General features: G+C 69.6%; 7 protein-coding genes. All 7 read left to right on the top strand.

The features are described 5' to 3' along the window. The coding region (locus ACZ5Y0_RS36450) for an amino acid adenylation domain-containing protein (RefSeq protein WP_469132923.1) at nt 1-10853 on the top strand (10853 nt) is incomplete at its 5' end. A 58-nt stretch (nt 10854-10911) separates the two neighbouring features. Further along, nucleotides 10912-11889 carry a TauD/TfdA family dioxygenase gene (locus ACZ5Y0_RS36445; RefSeq protein WP_469132922.1) on the top strand — a complete coding sequence of 326 codons (978 nt, stop codon included), beginning with the start codon at nt 10912-10914 and terminating at the stop codon, nt 11887-11889. A 95-nt stretch (nt 11890-11984) separates the two neighbouring features. After that, nucleotides 11985-13022, top strand: a complete 1038-nt coding sequence (locus ACZ5Y0_RS36440) for a methyltransferase (protein ID WP_469132921.1) — start codon at nt 11985-11987, stop codon at nt 13020-13022. Then, the gene (locus ACZ5Y0_RS36435) at nt 13022-14017 is read left to right on the top strand and encodes a pyridoxal phosphate-dependent aminotransferase (RefSeq protein ID WP_469132920.1); all 996 of its coding nucleotides are present in this window, start codon (nt 13022-13024) and stop codon (nt 14015-14017) included. Before ACZ5Y0_RS36440 ends, ACZ5Y0_RS36435 begins: the two co-directional genes overlap by 1 nt. Before the next feature lie 11 nt (nt 14018-14028). Then, nucleotides 14029-15252, top strand: coding sequence for an MFS transporter (locus ACZ5Y0_RS36430; protein WP_469132919.1), 1224 nt, complete (start codon nt 14029-14031; stop codon nt 15250-15252). Between the two features lie 339 nt (nt 15253-15591). Further along, entirely contained in the window at nt 15592-17121 is a 1530-nt protein-coding gene (locus ACZ5Y0_RS36425) for a helix-turn-helix domain-containing protein (RefSeq protein WP_469132918.1), read from the top strand. 41 nt (nt 17122-17162) lie between these two features. Further along, nucleotides 17163-18685 (top strand): condensation domain-containing protein (locus tag ACZ5Y0_RS36420; protein ID WP_469132917.1); only part of this gene is annotated, 1523 nt, incomplete at its 3' end.

Genomic DNA, 18685 nt, shown 5'->3' with positions numbered 1-18685 from the left:
CGGTCCTCGAAAGCCACCCGGGTGTCGCCCAGGCCGTCGTCGTCGCGCGGGAGGACCGCCCCGGCGACCAGCGACTCGTCGCCTACATCGTTCCGAGCGACCGCACCCAGGACGCCGCGACTGTCACGGCGGTCCGGGACTTCGCCGCCCGGCGCGTGCCGAACTACATGCTCCCCTCAGCGGTGGTGGTGCTGGACGCGCTGCCGCTGACGGTGAACGGGAAGCTCGACATCAAGGCACTGCCCGTGCCCGATCACGACGGCGCCGCCGGGGCCGGAACCGAGCCGAGCACACTGGAGGAACAGGTCCTGTGTGACCTTTTCGGTGAAGTGCTGGGTGTGACTGGCGTCGGCGTGGACGACGACTTCTTCGCCCTGGGGGGACACTCGCTGCTGGCGACGCGTCTGCTCAGCCGCATACGGTCGGCACTCGGCGCGGATCTGCCGATCCGGGCGGTGTTCGAGACGCCGACCGTGTCCGGGCTGGCCCGGCTGCTGGAGCGAAGGGACGAGAACCGGCGCGCGTTGCTGGCCGGCCGGCGACCTGACGTCGTTCCCTTGTCGTTCGCGGAGCAGCGGTTGTGGTTCATCGAGCAGTTCGAGGGGGCCAGCGCGCTGTACAACACGCCCATGGTGGTGCGGTTGGACAGTGCGGCGGACGCGGCGGCTCTGCAGTCGGCGCTGGGCGATGTGGTGGCACGGCACGAGAGTCTGCGGACGGTGTTTCCCGAGGTGCACGGGAGTCCGTACCGGCAGGTACTGGAGGTGGACGCGGTTTCTCCGGCGCTGGAAATACGCGAGTGCGGTGACGAGGCGGAGCTGAGGGCGGCGGTCCGGGAAGCTGCCGCCTGGGTGTTCGACCTGTCATCCGACATCCCGGTGCGGGCGTGGCTCTTCTCCGAGCCCGGCGGTGTCCATGTGCTGGTGCTACTGCTGCACCACATCGTGAGCGACGGGGGATCGCTGGGTCCGTTGCTCAGGGATCTGGGAACCGCCTACCAGGCGCGGACCCGGGGCACGACACCCGCGTGGGACCCGCTGCCGGTCCAGTACGCCGACTACGCGGTCTGGCAGCGGGAGCTGCTCGGGTCGGCCGACGACGAGGACAGTCTGCTGGCGCGTCAGCTCAGGCACTGGCGTCAGGTTCTCGACGGGCTGCCGGACGAGCTCGCGCTGCCTTACGACCGGCCCCGGCCGGCGGTGCCCTCGCACCGTGGCGGCACCGTGCACTTCGAGGTGGAGGCCGGCGTGCACGCGAGGCTGGCACAGCTGGCCACCGAGTACCGGGTCAGCATGTTCATGGTCATACAGGCGGCCGTGGCGGCGTTGTACACCCGATTGGGCGCGGGACACGACATCGTGCTGGGCGCGCCGGTGTCCGGGCGGGGCGAGGAGGCGCTCGAGGACCTCGTGGGCTTCTTCGTCAACACGTTGGTGCTGCGCACGGACACCTCGGGTGACCCTTCGTTCGCGGAGCTGCTCAGGCGGGTACGGGCCGTCGACCTCCAGGCGTACTCACATCAGGAGGCGCCGTTCGAAAGCCTGGTGGAGCACCTCAATCCGGGCCGGGTGCCCTCACGTCATCCCCTGGTGCAGACCGTGATCAACCTCAACAACCGGTCATTCAGGAGAACCGTTCCGGAATTGCACGGACGGCTGGAACCGGCGGCGGAGTACAAGGCGCAGTTCGACCTCAACTTCACCTTCGACGAGAAGCACGCGGACGACGGTGCCCCCGAGGGGATGGACGCGACGGTCATCTACTCGGCGGACCTTTTCGAAGAAGAGACCGTGCGCACCATCACCCGCCGGCTGAACAGCATCCTGACGGCGGTCGCGGACCGCCCCGACGCGTCCCTCGGCGTGATCGACATCCTCGACTCAGCGGAGCGCAACCGGCTGCTGGTCGACTGGAGCGGTACCGCGTCGGACGCCGTCGCCGAGGGCGGCGTCCACCGACTCTTCGAGGAGCAGGCCGAAGCGACCCCCGATGCTGTCGCCGTGACCACGGGCGCCAGGACCCTCACCTACGCCGAGCTCGACGCCCGCGCGAACCGACTGGCCCACCGGCTGATCGCCAGGGGGATCTCCGCGGAGGACCCTGTGGCGATCCTGATGGACCGCGGCGTGGAACAGATCGTGGCGATGCTGGCCATCGCCAAGGCCGGTGGCACGTACGTGCCTCTGGACAACCGTTACCCGCTCGCGCGGCTGGAGACCATCCTCCAGGACGCGAAGGCGTCACTCCTCCTGATCGACGCGGCCCACCGGACTCATCCCGTGGCCTGGACCAGCCCGTGCGACGTTGCCGACATCGACGAAGAGCCGACCGGAGACGGCCCGGACACCCGGAGTCCCGGCGTCGTCGTCCACCCGGACCAGCTCGTCCACATCATGTTCACCTCGGGATCCAGTGGCACCCCCAAGGGTGTCGGCATCACACACCGGAACGTGATCGACCTGCTCGGCAACCACGACTTCCGCAAGGGCAGCCACGAGCGCGTCCTCCTCCATTCACCGAGCGCTTTCGACGCCTCGACGTCGGAGATCTGGCCGCCCCTGGTGACGGGCGGTGCCATCGTGGTCAGCCCCCCCGGACCCCTGGACATCACCACCTTCGTCTCCACGGCCGCCGATCTGCGGCCCAGCGTCGTGCAGGCTCCGTCCGGCCTGTTCCAGATCCTGGCCTCCGAGGTACCCGAAAGCTTCCGGGGTGTCCGCGAGGTGTGGACCGGTGGTGACGTCGTGCCGTCGGCGGCGGTCCGCACCCTGCTGCGGACGTGCCCGCAGACGAAGGTCGTGGCCGTCTACGGCCCCACTGAGACGACGGTCATGAAGACCTGGCACTCCATGACGAGCGCGGACGAGGTACCCGCCACGGTCCCCCTCGGACGTCCACTGGACAACGCCCGGGTCATGGTGCTGGACGAGTTCCTCCAGCCGGTCCCGGTGGGTGTGGTCGGTGAGTTGTACATCGCCGGGCCGGGTGTGGCCCGTGGCTACGTAGGCCGTGCCGGGCTGACGGCGGAGCGTTTCGTCCCCTGCCTGTTCGATGGGCGCGGGGGGCGCATGTACCGGACCGGTGACCGGGCTCGCCGGAACGCCGACGGCGTCCTGGAGTTCGTCGGCAGAGCGGACGACCAGGTGAAGATCCGCGGGTTCCGGGTGGAACTAGGCGACATCGAGACCGCCCTGGGTGAGCATCCCGCGGTGAGCCAGGCCGTCGTCATCGTGCACGAAGACCCGTCCGGCGACAAGCGCCTCGTCGCCTACGTGGCGGCGGACCCTGACGTGAGCACCGGCCAACTGCACGACTTCGCCGGCGGACGCCTGCCGGAGTACATGGTCCCCGCGTCCGTGATCGCATTGGAGAGACTGCCGATCACCGCCAACGGGAAGGTCGACCGCAGGGCGCTGCCGGCTCCCGACTTCTCCTCCACCGGAACGGGGCGGGCCCCGCGCACCCCACGGGAAGAGATCCTCTGCGGCCTGTTCGCCGAGATGCTCGGCCTGGAGCGGGTCACCATCGACGACGACTTCTTCCGGCTCGGCGGTCACTCGCTGCTGGCCACCAGGCTCGCCAGCCGCATCAGGTCCGACCTGGGCATCGAGCTGTCGGTCCGCGCCCTCTTCCAGCACTCGACTGTCGCGGCACTGGTGGATCACCTGGCCGCCGCACAGGCGCCGGCGCCGTCACGCCCGGCGCTGCGGCCCACGGCACGTCCGTCACACGTGCCGCTGTCGTTCTCCCAGCAGCGGCTGTGGTTCCTGACCCGCATGGAGGGGCCCAGCCCCACGTACAACACGCCGATGGCGTTCCGGCTCGACGGCGCCGTGAACGTGTCGGCTCTCGAACGCGCGCTCGGCGACCTCGTGGTCCGCCACGAGCCGCTGCGTACCGTGTTCTCCTCGAACGAGGGCAAGCCCTACCAGCGGATTCTGCCGGCCGAGCACATCGGACCCGTGCTCGAGACAGGCGCCACCCCCGACCCGGCAGCTCTTCGCAGCGCCCTGCACGACGTCGTGCGGTGGGCGTTCGACATCACGGTCGACCCGCCGTTCAGGGCATGGCTGTTCACGATCGCCGAGGACGAGCACGTCTTGGTGCTCCTGTTGCACCACATCGCGGCGGACGGCTCGTCCATCGCTCCGCTCCTCGGCGATCTCACCGTCGCGTACCGGGCACACCTCGCGCGATCGGAGCCGGACTGGGAACCCCTTCCGATTCAGTACGCCGACTACGCACGGTGGCAGCGCGATCTGCTCGGCGACGAGACGGTCCCGGACAGCCTGGCGGCACGGCAACTGGCGTTCTGGGAAGAGACCCTCGCCGGCCTGCCGGAACAGCTGGAGCTCCCGTACGACCGTCCCCGGCCGGCCGTCGCGAGTTACCGCGGCGCCATGATCGACGTGGAGATCCCCAGCGCTCTGCATGCCAAGCTGCTCGACCTGGCCGTGGAACGCCGGGCAAGTGTCTTCATGGTGATACAGACGGCGATAGCCGCCCTGCTCAACCGCCTCGGCGCCGGTACGGACATCCCCATCGGCACCGCGATCGCCGGACGGACCGAGGAAGCGCTGAAGAACCTCGTCGGATTCTTCGTGAACACCCTGGTTCTGCGCACCGATGTCTCCGGCTCCCCCACGTTCTTGGATCTCCTGGAGCGAGTCCGGCTGGCCGACCTGGCCGCGTACGAGAATCAGGACGTTCCCTTCGAACGACTGGTGGAGGTGCTCAACCCGACGCGCTCCACGGCCAGTCACCCGCTCTTCCAGGTGATGTTGACGTTCCTCAACAACGCCGAGGGCGAGATGCTGCTTCCCGGCGTCACGAGCCGGGAAGAGCCGCTGGAGATCGACGTAGCCAAGTTCGACCTCTCCTTCGCTTTCGCCGAACGGTTCGACGGCAGCGGTGCACCCGCAGGCCTGGAAGGCGTCCTGGAGTACTCCGCCGACCTCTTCGACCATGCCACGGCGGAGAGCATCGCGCGGCGCTTCGTGCGGGTGCTCGAGGCCATGTCGGCCGACCCGCGGCGATCAGTCGGCAGCGTGGACATCCTGGAAGGGGCCGAACGCCACCAGCTGCTGACGGCCTGGAACGACACCGCGGTCGACGCACCGGCCGGGAACGTCGTCGAGCTGATCGAGGAGATCACCAGGGGCACTCCCGAGAACATCGCGGTCGTGGCCGGCCACTCCCGCATGACCTACCGTGAGCTCAACTCCCGGGCCAACCGGCTCGCCCGGCACCTGGTGGCGAGGGGCGTCGGCCCCGAGAAGTACGTCGCGGTCGCGCTGCCCCGAACGCCGGACATGGTGGTGTCACTGCTGGCCGTCCTGAAGACCGGCGCCGCCTACCTCCCGCTCGACCCGGCCCAGCCCCATGACCGTCTGACCCAGATGGTGCGGGCCGCGGCCCCGACCCTGTCGCTGACCACGACCGAAGCCGCCGACGGCCTCCCGGACACCGCCTGGCTCCTGCTGGACGCGCCTGAGACCGTGACCGCTGTGAGTCACCGGAGCGACGAGGACCTCGCACCGGCTGAGCGCACCGCCCCGACGAGCCCCTCCCACCCGGCCTACGTCATCTACACCTCGGGGTCCACCGGTGAGCCCAAGGGCGTGGTCATCGAGCACCGGTCACTCGCCCTCTACCTGGCCTGGGCGCGGCAGGCCTACCCGGCGATGGCAGGCAGCGCACTGGTGCACTCGCCCATCGCCTTCGACCTCACGGTGACCGGACTGTGGGGGGCGCTGACATCGGGGGGCGAAGTCCACCTGGTGGACCTGGACGCCGCCGCCCCCGCCGCGGTGCGGAAGCCGACGTTCGTCAAGGCCACACCCTCCCACCTCTCCCTGTTCGGAGTGCTGCCCGAGGATTACGCACCGAGCGGGCAACTGGTCCTCGGCGGAGAGCTGCTGCTCGGGGCGGCACTGGACGATTGGCGCGCCAGGCATCCGGGCGTGACGGTCGTCAACGAGTACGGGCCGACCGAGACCACGGTCGGTTGCGCCGAGTTCCGTATCGCTCCCGGTGACTCCGTGGAGGAGGGCGGCGTGACGATCGGCACGCCGATCTGGAACACCCGGTGGTTCGTCCTCGACACCCACCTGCATCCCGCGCCCGTCGGGGTCGTGGGTGAACTGCACATCGCCGGCGACCTGCTCGCGCGTGGCTACCTGGGCCGGCCCGGAGTGACGGCGACCCGGTTCGTGGCCAACCCCTTCGGCCGGCCCGGCGAGCGCATGTACCGAACTGGTGACCTGATGCGCAGGCGCCCCGACGGACGGCTCGAATTCGTCGGCCGCACCGACGATCAGGTCAAGGTGCGCGGGTTCCGGGTGGAGCTGGGCGAGGTCGAGGCGTTGATGGCCGCGCAGCCCGAGGTCGCCGCCGCAGCCGCGACCGTGCAGGACGGGGACCGCCTGGTGGCGTACGTGGTGCCCGCATCGGAGCAGGGGGTGGACGTGAACGCCCTGCGGACCCGACTCGCCAGGATGCTGCCGGAGTACATGGTGCCATCGGCCGTGGGGGTGCTCGAGTCCCTGCCGCTGACAGTGAACGGCAAGCTCGACCGCAAGGCGCTGCCGAAGCCCGACTACTCGGTCTCGGTCGCACGCCGGAGGCCGGTCACGCTGCGGGAGGAGATCCTGTGCGCGGTCTTCGCCGAGGTGCTCGGCGTGGACGAGGTGGGGGTCGACGACAGCTTCTTCGACCTGGGCGGGCATTCACTCCTGGCGACGCGGTTGGTCAGCCGGATCCGCACGGCTCTGGGCGCGGAGATCGGGTTGCGGGTGGTGTTCGAGGCGCGGACGGTGGCCGGCATCGCGAAACGGCTGGACGGTTCCGGTGTGGTGCGGCCACCGGTTGTCGCGGTGGAACGGTCGGGATCCGTGCCCTTGTCGTTCGCGCAGCAGCGGTTGTGGTTCCTGGGGCAGTTGGAGGGGCCGGGGGCGACGTACAACATCCCGGTGGCGCTGCGGCTGAACGGCGCGGTCGATGTCGCCGCGCTCCGGCAGGCGGTGCGGGACGTGCTGGTCCGGCACGAGGTGCTGCGGACGGTCTACTCGGTGGCCGATGGCCATCCGTCGCAGAGGGTCGTGCCGGCGGCGGACGTGCGGATCGAACTCGAGGTCGCGGACGTTCCGCAGGAGGACTGGCCCGAGTGGGTCGGCCGGGCGGCGTCCTACGAGTTCGACCTGTCGGCGGAGGTTCCGGTCAGGGCCACGCTCTTGACACTGCCGGACCGCGCACAGCATGTGCTCGTACTGACGGTGCACCACATCGCGGCCGACGGATGGTCCATGGGGCCGTTGTGGAGAGACCTGTCCACGGCCTATGAGGCGCGGTGCGCGGGCCGGGAACCCCTCTGGCGGCCGATGCCGGTTCAGTATGCCGACTACGCGATCTGGCAGCGTGAACTGCTGGGTGAGCTGAGTGATCCGCGCAGTGTGCTCGCCCAACAGGTGGGTTACTGGCGGACGGCTCTGGAGGGCGCGCCGCAGGAACTCGCGCTCACGGTCGACCGGCCGCGTCCCGCGATCGCCAGCCACGTGGGCGGAGTGGCCCTCATGGACGTATCCGCGGTGGTGCATGCGGGCCTGGTGCGCCTGGCGCGAGAGCAGGGCGTGACGATGTTCATGGTGCTGCAGGCGGCCGTGGCGGTGTTGCTGTCGCGGCTGGGTGCGGGAACGGACATTCCCCTGGGCACCCCGGTGGCCGGGCGCACGGACGAGGCGCTGGACGAGCTGGTCGGCTTCTTCGTCAACACACTCGTGCTGCGGACGGATCTGACGGGTGACCCGTCGTTCGTGGACGTCCTGGGCCGGGTGCGCGAGCAGGGGCTGAAGGCGTTCGAGAACCAGGACGTGCCGTTCGAGCGCCTGGTGGAGGAGCTGGCGCCGACCCGCTCGATGAGCCGGCACCCGCTGTTCCAGATCATGGTCAGTCTGCAGAACGCCGGTGAGGACGATGCGGTGAGGCTGGCGGGCATGCGAACCGAGCCGTTCGACCCCGGTGTGCCGCCGGCCAAGTTCGACCTCGACTTCAGCTTCAACGAGGCGTTCGGTGCGGACGGCGGGCCGGCCGGACTCGCAGGTGGTCTGTTGTTCGCGGCGGACCTGTTCGACCAGGGCACCGCGGAGGGCATGGTGGAGCGCTTGGCCCTGGTCCTCGAGGCGGTTGCCGCCGAGCCCGGCCGACCACTGAGCCGTATCCCGGTGATGGGTGAGCGGGAGCGGGAAATGGTCGTCGCGAAGTGGAACGACACGGGTCGGCAGATGGAGACCACGACGCTGGTGTCCTTGTTCGCGGAACAGGTGGCCCGTACGCCGGACTCGGTGGCCGTAGTGTCCGATGGCGCCGAGGTGCCGTACGCGGAGCTGGACGCGCGGTCGACCCGGCTGGCGAGGCTGTTGCGCGGTCGTGGCGTGGGGGCGGAGTCGCTGGTCGGTGTCGTGATGCACCGGTCGGTGGATCTGGTGGTGGCGTTGCTGGCGGTCGCGAAGGCCGGCGGTGCCTACGTGCCGGTGGACGCGGGCACGCCCGCGGAGCGTATGCGACAGGTGTTCGCACAGGCCGGGGTGCGTCTCGTTCTGCTCGACGCCGCGACAGAGGGCCTGTCGGCCGTGCGCGACTTCACGGACGCGGGCGGTTCGTCCGTGCGCGTCGATGCGGAGGCCGGCGGCGCTGCCGTGGGCGCCGGTGGCGGTGACCGGCAGGACCTGGCGACGGAATGCCTGCCCGACCAACTGGCGTACGTGATGTTCACCTCGGGCTCGACGGGTACGCCCAAGGGCGTCGCCGTGACGCACCGGGATGTGGCGGACCTGGTGCGGGACGCGTGCTGGAAGTTCGACGGCGTCGTGCGGGGGCTGCTGCGTGCGCCGCATTCGTTCGACGCGTCGACGTACGAGTTGTGGGTCCCGCTGCTGACGGGTGGCCGGGTGGTCGTGGCACCGGAGGGTGGTTTCGACGCGGGCGTACTGCGCGGCCTGGTGAAGCGGTACGACCTGTCCCACGTCCACCTTACGGCCGGGTTGTTCCGGGTCATCGCGGAGGAGGACGCCGAAGCATTCGCGGGCCTGCACGAGGTGAGTACCGGCGGTGACGTGGTGCCGGCCGGGGCGGTGCGTGAGGTGCTGCGACGGGTCCCCGACGTGGTGGTGCGCAACACCTACGGGCCGACCGAGGCGACCCTGTGTGTGACGCAGATCGCCGTGACGGACCCCCAGGCGGTCCGGGAGGTGCTGCCCATCGGGCGGCCCATGGACAACACCCGTGTGTACGTGCTGGATGCCGCGCTGCAGCCGGTGCCACCCGGAGTGCCGGGTGAGCTCTACGTGGCCGGCGCCGGTCTGGCGCGGGGTTACCTCGGACGTCCCGGAGCGACCGCGGAACGGTTCGTCGCGTGCCCGTTCGCCGAGGGCGGTGAGCGGATGTACCGCACGGGTGACGTGGCCCGGTGGACCGCCGAGGGCGTGGTGGAGTTCGTCGGGCGTGCCGATGACCAGGTGAAGATCCGCGGATTCCGCATCGAACCGGGTGAGGTCGAGGCAGTGCTGGCCGGCCATGAGCTGGTGGCGCAGTCCGCCGTACTTGTCCGCGAGGACGTCCCCGGCGACAAGCGGCTCGTCGCCTACGTCGTTCCGGTCGCCCAGGTCACGGGGGGCGCCTTCGATCCCGGGAAGCTCGGGCCTGTGGTACGGACGCACGCGAAGCGGATGCTGCCGGAGTACATGGTGCCTTCGGCGGTCGTCGTGCTGGAGTCGCTGCCGTTGACGGTGAACGGCAAGCTGGACCGCAAGGCGCTGCCGCGGCCGGACCGGCACCTGACCGGGGGGGTTGCACCCCGCACGCCGGCCGAGAAGGTGTTGTGCGAGCTCTTCGCGGAGCTGCTCGGCCTGCCCACCGTGGGTGTCGACGACGACTTCTTCGACCTCGGCGGGCACTCGCTGCTCGTGGCCCGTCTGGTGTCCAGGGCGAACACCGCCCTGGGGGCGAACCTTGGCATCCGGGACTTCTTCAGCGCACCCACCGTCGCCGGGCTCGCCGCGCGACTCGGGGCGGACGACGGCCGGGAACCGCCGGCCAATGTGATCCCGCTGCGTGCGCAGGGCGAGCGCACTCCGTTGTTCTGCGTCCACCCGGGGGCCGGTATCGGCTGGGTATTCTCCGCCCTGCTGGACTCGCTCGACGCCGAGCAGCCCGTGCACGCTCTGCAAGCCCCGGTCTTCGACACCGGGGGCAGCCTGGCGAAGAGCGTGGAAGGCATGGCCGCGGACTACGTCGAACAGATCCGTGCCGTACAGCCCACAGGGCCGTACCAACTGCTCGGCTGGTCGTTCGGCGCACTCGTCGCCCACGCCATGGCGGTGCGCCTCCAGGACAGCGGCGAAGAGGTCACCCTGCTGGCCCTCCTGGACGGCTACCCGCTCGACAGCAGCGTGCGCGAGGACCTCAGCCCCACGAACAGCATGGTCCAGCTCCTCGCCTCCGTCGGCCACGAGGTGACACTCGCGCCGGGCGAGTCGTTGGACACGAGCGATTTCGCGCGACTGGCCGCCTCCGGCGACGGACCGCTGGCCGGTCTCGGGGAGGAGTTGCTGCACGGCCTCGGCCGGACGTTCGTCCACCATGCCGACCTGGCGGGCACACACACGCCCGGGACCTATCAGGGTGATGTCGTGCTGTTCACCGCGGCCCTCAGCAACGAACCGGAGCTGGCGGAGACCTGGCGGCCCTACCTCACCGGTGATCTGGAATGCCACGAGGTCCGCTGCGCGCACGGCGACATGATGCAGGCGAACAACGCGTCGGTGATCGGCAGCGTGCTTGCCCAGAGGCTGCGATAGCCGACGCCTCCGCCCGACCGCCCGTCCGCTACCTGAACCCCTTCATCACGGAGGATCCATGCCCAACGCAGTTCAACTTGCGCACCACGGTCCTGTCCTGTCCGTATCGGCGACGGAATCGGCGCAGATCCAGCGTGTCTCCGAGGCTCTGCTAGGGGTCTCGCGCGAGATCGACGACTCCTGGGTGGCAGCTGCCCGGGAGGCCTGGGAGGACCTGCCGAAGAGGTACCGGTCCTCGATACGCGAGTTCCGCCGCAGCGCCGGCCGGAGCGGCGTACTGATCGCGCGCGGACTTCCGGTCGACGACGGGGAGCTACCGCCCACTCCGATCGTCCGCGGGTCGACTCAGCGCACCACCAGCGCGCCGGCCGCGCAGTTGATGATGACGGCGTGCGGCCTCGGCGAGCCCATCGCGTTCCAGGCGGAGAAGCGCGGCGCGTTGGTACAGGACGTCGTACCCGTACCGGGCCAGGAAGAGGTGCAGGGCAACACCGGATCGGTGGACCTGATGCTGCACAGCGAGAACGCCTTCCACGTGCACCGTCCGGACTACGTGCTCCTGCTGTGCCTGCGTTCCGACCACGAGGGTGTCGCCGGACTCAGCACCTCCTCGGTCCGTGAGGCCCTCGACCTGCTGCCCGCCCGGACACGGGACCTCCTCGCGCAACCGCAGTTCACCACGCCGCCACCGCCGTCCTTCTCCGCCGGCGGCCCTGCTCTGGAACACCGCGTCCTGAGCGGCGACATGGCGGACCCCGACATCCGAGTGGACTTCGCCGCCACCAAGGGCCTCAATCCGGCCGCCCGGGCCGCGCTCACCGAACTCTCCTCGGCCCTCGGCGCTGTGTCCCGCACCGTCCAGCTGCTGCCCGGCGACCTGGCGATCGTCGACAACCGCGTGTGCCTGCACGGGCGGACCTCCTTCCAGCCGCGTTACGACGGCCGGGACCGCTGGCTCCAGCGCACCTTCGTACACGCCGATCTGCGTTCCTCACGCTCCCACCGACCCGGCGACGGCTACGTGCTGGACCGATGACGGGAGCCAGGCAAGCGGGCCGCCCGAAGCCCGTGACCGGCCGCGTCACCCCTCTCCGGGTCTCCGACCCGGCTTCTAGAAGTCTGGAGATGAACATGAACATTTCAATACCCGAGCAGTGGCGTGGCCTGTCCTCCACACCGGTCATGCCGGCAGAGGCCTACAACGGCTACATAGCCGCCAACGTGATCTTCGCCCTGGAGCGCATGGGACTGCTCGATCGCCTGGAGCGTGGTGAGGCGCTGTACGGCGAAGACCTCGACCGGCAGCTGGGTGAGAACCGGGACCGCGGTCTGGCTGTACTCCGGGCGGCTGTCGACTGCGGCTACCTCGAGGCCGAGCAGGGTGTGTTTCGGCCGACCGAGGCCGGACGTGACGTCGCGCGTGCACGTGGCTACTTCACCTGGGCCGTCGGTGGCTACAACGAAGTCTTCGGCCACGCCGGGAGCCTGAGCTCCGGTACCGTCCAGTACGCAAAGGACATCCGCCGTGACGAGGCGATGGTGGCGCGCGGATCGGCCCAGGCCGACGTGTCCATGTTCGCGGACCAGCTCCAGCGCGTCCTGGGGGACATCGAGTTCGACACCATCGCCGACCTGGGCAGCGGGACGTCCGCGCGCGTCCAGCGGGTCGTGGGCGGCCGGCCCGGCACCCGGGGCCTCGGGATCGACATCAGCGAAGCCGCCACCCTCATCGCTCAGCAGGACATCCGCAAGGCGGGGCTCGACGACCGCGTCCAGGCCGTGCAGGGCGATGTGCTCAACCTGCTGGGCACCAGCGCGCGTCCACCGGCGGTAGTGGGTGAGGCGGACGTCGTGATGAGCTTCCTCCTGCTGCACGACCTGCTCGCCGACCCGAAGACCCGTTCGCACATCATGCCCAGGATGCGCGAGGCCTTCCCCAAAGCGCACACCTTCGTCTTCGCCGACACGATGCTCCGGCCGCCCGCCGCGCGTGAGGACAAACTCCCGCTCTTCTCGCTGGGTTTCGAACTGGCGCACGCGATGATGGGGATTCCGCTGCACACCCGGGAGACGTACGAGGAGCTGTTCACCGCCGCGGGTATGCGGATCGCCCGGGTCGAAGCCATGGACACGCCGCAGACCTGGCTCTACGTCCTCAAGAGCGACTGATGGACACCCGCGAGCCCGCTCACCCGCTCGCACACAACGAGAACCCGTTCACCCCACCCGCCGGCGTTCAGACCCGACTCCGCGACATGATCGCGAACGTCAACCGGTACCCGGAGTTCCGTCCGGACCGGCTGACCACGCTGATCGCGGACTGGCAGGGCGTGGATCCGGGAACGGTGATCGTGGGCCACGGGGCGGGTGGCGTGGCCCACGACCTGTTCCGCGCCTTGGTCCGTCCCGGGGACGGCGTGGTGCTCTCCGCACCGGGTTTCGACCTCTATCCCATGCTCTGCGAGATGACCGGTGCCGAGCCGGCCTCCGTCCCGCTCGGAAAGGACGGACGGCACGATCTGGCGGGCTTCGCCGAGCGGATCAGTACGAGAACCCGCGTCATCGTCCTGTGCAATCCGCACAACCCCACGGGAACCTTCTTCCGGTGGGCCGAACTCGAAGCCTTCTTCGCACAAGTCCCGCCCGACGTCACCATCATCCTGGACGAGGCCTACATCGACTTCGCCCAGGATGACCCGCCGAGCGATCCCCGCTCGCGCCTGGACCTGTGGCCCAACCTGGTGGTGCTGCGCACCTTCTCCAAGTCCCACGGGCTCGCCGCGCTCCGCGTCGGCTACGCCCTGGCGTCCACCGACCACGTGCGTCGGGTACGGCGGCATCAAATACCGTTCGCCATGGCACAGTTCCAGCTGGCCGGCGTCACGGCCGCGCTCGCGGCGGAACGGGAGGTCAGAGAACGGATCACCGACATCGTGGGACAGCGTGAACGGGTCCGGAGCGAGCTGATCCGCCGGGGCTGGTCCGTAGCGCGCAGTCATACCAATTTCCTCTGGCTGAACGACGCCGATCGGCTGGACCGGGCGCAGAGCGCTCTGGCGGGAGCGGGAGTCGCCGTGCGCCACTACCCGGGCGAGGGAATCCGGTTGTCGGTGGGGGACACCGCGGCGAACGACGCGGTACTCGCCGCGCTGACCCACGTCTGAGGAGTCGTCGGATGCGCACCTTGCTCGCGCGCAGGGAGTTCAGGGCGTACATGATGGGGCAGACCCTGTCCACGCTCGGTGACAACACGGTCTTCGTCGCACTGGGGATCTGGGTCAAGGAACTGACCGGAAGCAGTGTACAGGCCGGCCTCGTCATTTTGAGTTACACGCTGCCCATGCTGCTCCTGCCGCTCGGCGGATTCGTCGCGGACCGGATCCGGCGAGTGCCGATCCTCGTCATGACGAACCTCGGTCTCGCTCTGATATCCGTCCCGCTCCTCCTGGTCTCCGGATCGTCCGAGACGTGGCTCGTGTACTGCGTCGCCGCTCTCTACGGACTCGCGTCCGTGGTGCTCGGTCCGGCGCAGAGCGCTCTGCTGCGCACGATGCTGACGAACAAGGACGACTTCGGCCCAGCGGCTGCTCTCAGTCAGAGTCTCCGTGCCACCGTGACCCTGCTCGCCCCGCTCCTCGGAGCGAGCCTGCTCGCATGGTCCGGAGGCCGGGTGTTCACCCTGGTGAACATCGCACTGCTGGTGGCCGCGGCGGGCTCCTTCCTTTCCCTGCGGGTGAACGAAGAGCGACAACGGAGACGCCCGCACGGATGGCGCGCTGAAGTCACCGCCGGGTTCCGGCATCTGGGCGCAGAAGAGGAGATCCGTCGCCTGCTGCGGGCCCTGATCGCCCTGACGTCCGTCCTCGGTCTGCTCCAGCCGATGCTCTACGCGCTCATCGAGCACGGGCTTCACCGCCCGCCCCAGTTCCTGGGGCTACTGGAAACCGTGTTCGCGGCCGGCAACCTGGCCGGCTCCTTCGTGGTGGGCGCGGTTCTGATCAGGAAGATGAGCCCCAGGCACGTCGTCATGACGGGCTCGGTGTTGTTCGGCGCGGGTGCGGGGCTGCTGCTCCTGCCCACGGTCCCTGCCGTGATGACCGGTCTGGTCATCGCCGGTGCCGGGATCCCGGCCACCATCATCGGGCTGGCCACGGCTGCTCAGTCTGCGACCCCCGAGCACCTGATGGGCCGTACGCAGGCGGCCGTGAACCTCTGTCTGACCGTTCCTCAGGCCGTCGCGGTCGGCGTCGGCTCCGCACTCGTGGCGGCGCTGAGCTTCCGGGAGGTGGTGGGCATCATGATCGTAGGGGCCGCGGGCTCCGTGGCACTGCTCTGCGGGCGGCGGCCGGCCGGCGCCGGGATGCCCAGCGGAACGGACGGGGAGGCCGCGCACACCTGACTGCCGGACAAGCCTCCAGACCCGTTTGGACAGGGGCGTCGTGCGGCGCCCCTGCCCGGACGACGGATGCGTGGACGAATGCCGCGCAACCAGCCGAACGCCGGCTGTCGGTCCCGGTGCGGGCACTCGGCGCGGCCCGGTACGCGTGGCGTAACTGTGGCGATCACCGATGCTGCCGCCGAACGCCGAGCCGGATTCTGTCACCGAGGACAACGATGCCGGGCTTGAGTCGGGCGCGGCATGTGACGGCGTGCGCGCACCCCGCCGTCCAGGTCGTCGAACGGCATGGCGAGAAGACCGCCCCGTAGGGGCGGAGGAACGAAGGGACCCCCCGTGTCCATGAACTTATCGCCGGCGGTGGTGACGCCCCTGGTGTGGGGAGGCAGTGGGGCGGACCGGCCTTTCGGTGTACTGCTGCGACAGTTGCGCACCAGCGCGCTGCTGAGTCAGCAGCAGTTGGCGGAGCGATCCGGGCTGAGCGTACGGACCATTCGTGATCTCGAACGCGGACGGGTGGCGTCCCCGCACGGGGCTTCGGTCCGGCTGCTGGCGGATGCGCTCGGGCTCGAAGGGCATGCGCGCAGGGATTTCGGGAGACAGTCGCGGCGGCCACGGCCCGGTCGGGGACTGGGCCTCTCCGGACCGGGTGAAGCCGGGAACGGGTCGTCCGCGGACGTACGGGCGATCGCCGGGCAGATCACGGCTCCCAGATGGGCAGCCGTAGGTCATGACCACGATGCGACGCCGACCACGGGCTTCGCCGACGAGGCGGTGCCGGCCCACCTGCCGATCGACCTGCCTCTCTTCTCCGGCAGGGAGACGGAGCTGCGCCGCCTGGACCAGCTCTTGATCGGTTCGGCGCAGCGTGCGGACGCGGGGACGGTCGCGGTGCTGTCGGGCATTCCCGGTGTGGGCAAGACCGCACTGGCAGTGCACTGGGGACACCGGATGCGCCACAGGTTCCCCGACGGCCAATTCCACATAGATCTCGCCGGCTTCGGCCCCGCGGGATCGGCCCTGGCACCCGAGCAGGCGATGACCTACCTGCTCGGCGCACTCGGTGTGCCGGCGGAGCGAATGCCGCACGGTCTGCACGCGCAGACAGGCCTGTACCGCACTCTGCTGGCCGACCGTCGCGTACTCGTCGTTCTGGACAACGCGCGGCACACGGAACAGGTGCGCCCGCTGCTGCCGGGCGGGAAGAAGTGCATGGTGCTGGTCACCAGCCGTGACCAGCTCGCGGGCCTCGTCGCGTTCGAGGGAGCGCAGCCGGTCACTGTCGCCCCGCTCGCGGCCGCTGAAGCGCGCGCGCTGTTCGCCCGTCGAGTCGATGCCGCGCGCCTCGCGGCGGAACCGGTCGCCGTGGACGAGATCGTCTCCTGGTGCGCCGGACTGCCACTCGCCCTGGCGGCTCTGGCCACCCGGGCCGCCATGCGCCCGGGGATCCAGCTCTCGGTCCTGGCCCAGGAGCTGCACGACGCCCGAGGACGTCTCGACGCCTTCGGCAACGGGGACACCTCCTTGGATCTCCGCCGGAAGTTCTCATGGTCCTACGACCTGCTCGGAGCCACGGCCGCCCGCCTGTTCCGACTGATGGGTGTCCACCCCGACGCCGACCTCGTTCCGCACACGGCCGCGGAGCTCGCCGGCATACCGGAGCACTCCGCGCGGACCGCACTGGCCGAGTTGGCGCGAGCACACCTCGTCGACGAACACCGACCGGGCCGATTCCACGCCCACCAGCTACTGAAGGCCTACGCAGCGGAACTCGTGGAGATCCGCTGCCGGAGCCACGGCGGCCGACGCACCAAAACCACCGGAACCGCGAACGAACTTGCTGCCGAGCCTTCACGACGTCCGTTCTCGTGACACCGCCGCTGGGCGCGGAGCATGCGCCAGGAGAGGTAACCATGTCTGATTCCACGCACAACGTACGGGCGAGCCATGACGGAGAAGGGGAGCGAGTGCCGCAAGCCGAGTCGGAGGCCGGGCATCCGGCCATGGATGTGCGGGCCGCGCCACCGGACCGCGCCGCGAGGCCGAACACCGCGGAGCTGACCTCCGCGCAACACCGGTCGTGGTTGCTGAACCGCATCGAAAGTGCCCGCTCCGTCCAGAACCTGCCGTTGGCGCTACGGCTCACCGGACCACTGGACGTCAAGGCACTCGACCAGGCGTTCGCCGATGTCGTCGAATGGCACCAGGTACTGCGGACGGTGTACCCGGACACGACGGGCAGTCCGCAGCGGACGGTCGTGCATTCGTCGCGGACCCGGACCGTTCTCCAGGTGCACGACACCGGAACGGAGCAGCACGAGGCGGCGTCGGAGGCGGTCTCCCAGCCCTTCGACATCACCGTCGACCTGCCCATTCGTGCCCATCTGTTCACCACGGGTCCTGAGGAACACCTCGTCGTCGTGGTGGTCCACCGCATCGCGGTCGACGAATGGTCCCTGAAACGGCTGTGGCAGGACGTGTCCTCGGCCTACGAAGCCCGAACCGCCGGCCGGACCCCGAGCCGGCCGGAGGCCCCCGTCCAGAACACGGGACGCTCGCCTCTTCGGTACGACGAGAGCGGTGCGACGACGTACGCGGTGGAAGACCAGGCCTCCTACTGGAAACATCAGTTGGAGGGGCTTCCGGAGCGGATCGACCACCCTGCCGACCGGCCGCGTCCCGCCCACGCCTCCCAGCGTGGTGACCGCATACCGGTGCAGATCGACGCGGGGTTGCACACACGGCTGGTGCAGCTGGCCGACGCCTCCGGAGCCAGCCTGTTCATGGTGTTGCAGGCGGGACTCGCGGCCCTGCTGACCCGCATGGGTGCCGGCCACGACATATCCGTGGGCCACCCCGTTCCGGGCCGTATCCATGCTCAGGAAGCGGCGGTCGGGCGTTTCGGTAACACGCTGGTGCTGCGCACGGACACCTCCGGCGACCCGTCGTTCACGGCACTCCTGGACCGGGTGCGTGACACGACACGCACCGCGTACGCACACCAGGACGTTCCATTCGAGCACCTGGTCGAGATGCTCGACCCCACCGGGTCGTCGGCACATCATCCGCTGTTCCAGGTGATGTTGTCGCTGGACTCGGCGGCGGAGCGGCGGTACGAACTCCAGGGCCTCCAGGTCGATCTCGTGGAGGCGCACACGGGCCGCACCCCATACGACCTCCACTTCGACCTGGTGGAGGAGGACGGCGAAGCGGAAGACCGAGCCGGGATCGCTGGTGTCGTCGAATTCGCCACAGACCTCTACGATCCGGGCACTGTCGTGACGATGGTCGAGCGCTGGCTGCGCCTGCTCCAGACGGTCGTCGAGGACCCGGGACGCCCCCTCGGTGGGATCGATGTGCTGGCGCGGGATGAGCGTGAGCGGGTGTTGGGGGAGTGGAGTGGTCGTGGGGGGCCGGTGCGTGGTGAGACGCTGTC

It is taken from the genome of Streptomyces sp. NPDC033216, assembly GCF_055577115.1.
Note: the sequence above shows the minus strand (reverse complement) of the source record. Positions and strands in the feature narration are given on the sequence as shown.

Excerpts from the sequence above, each read along its gene's own strand:
- ACZ5Y0_RS36445 (WP_469132922.1), top strand. The coding sequence starts at position 10,912 with ATGCCCAACGCAGTTCAACTTGCGCACCACGGTCCTGTCCTGTCCGTA.
- ACZ5Y0_RS36440 (WP_469132921.1), top strand. The coding sequence starts at position 11,985 with ATGAACATTTCAATACCCGAGCAGTGGCGTGGCCTGTCCTCCACACCG.
- ACZ5Y0_RS36435 (WP_469132920.1), top strand. The coding sequence starts at position 13,022 with ATGGACACCCGCGAGCCCGCTCACCCGCTCGCACACAACGAGAACCCG.
- ACZ5Y0_RS36430 (WP_469132919.1), top strand. The coding sequence starts at position 14,029 with ATGCGCACCTTGCTCGCGCGCAGGGAGTTCAGGGCGTACATGATGGGG.
- ACZ5Y0_RS36425 (WP_469132918.1), top strand. The coding sequence starts at position 15,592 with ATGAACTTATCGCCGGCGGTGGTGACGCCCCTGGTGTGGGGAGGCAGT.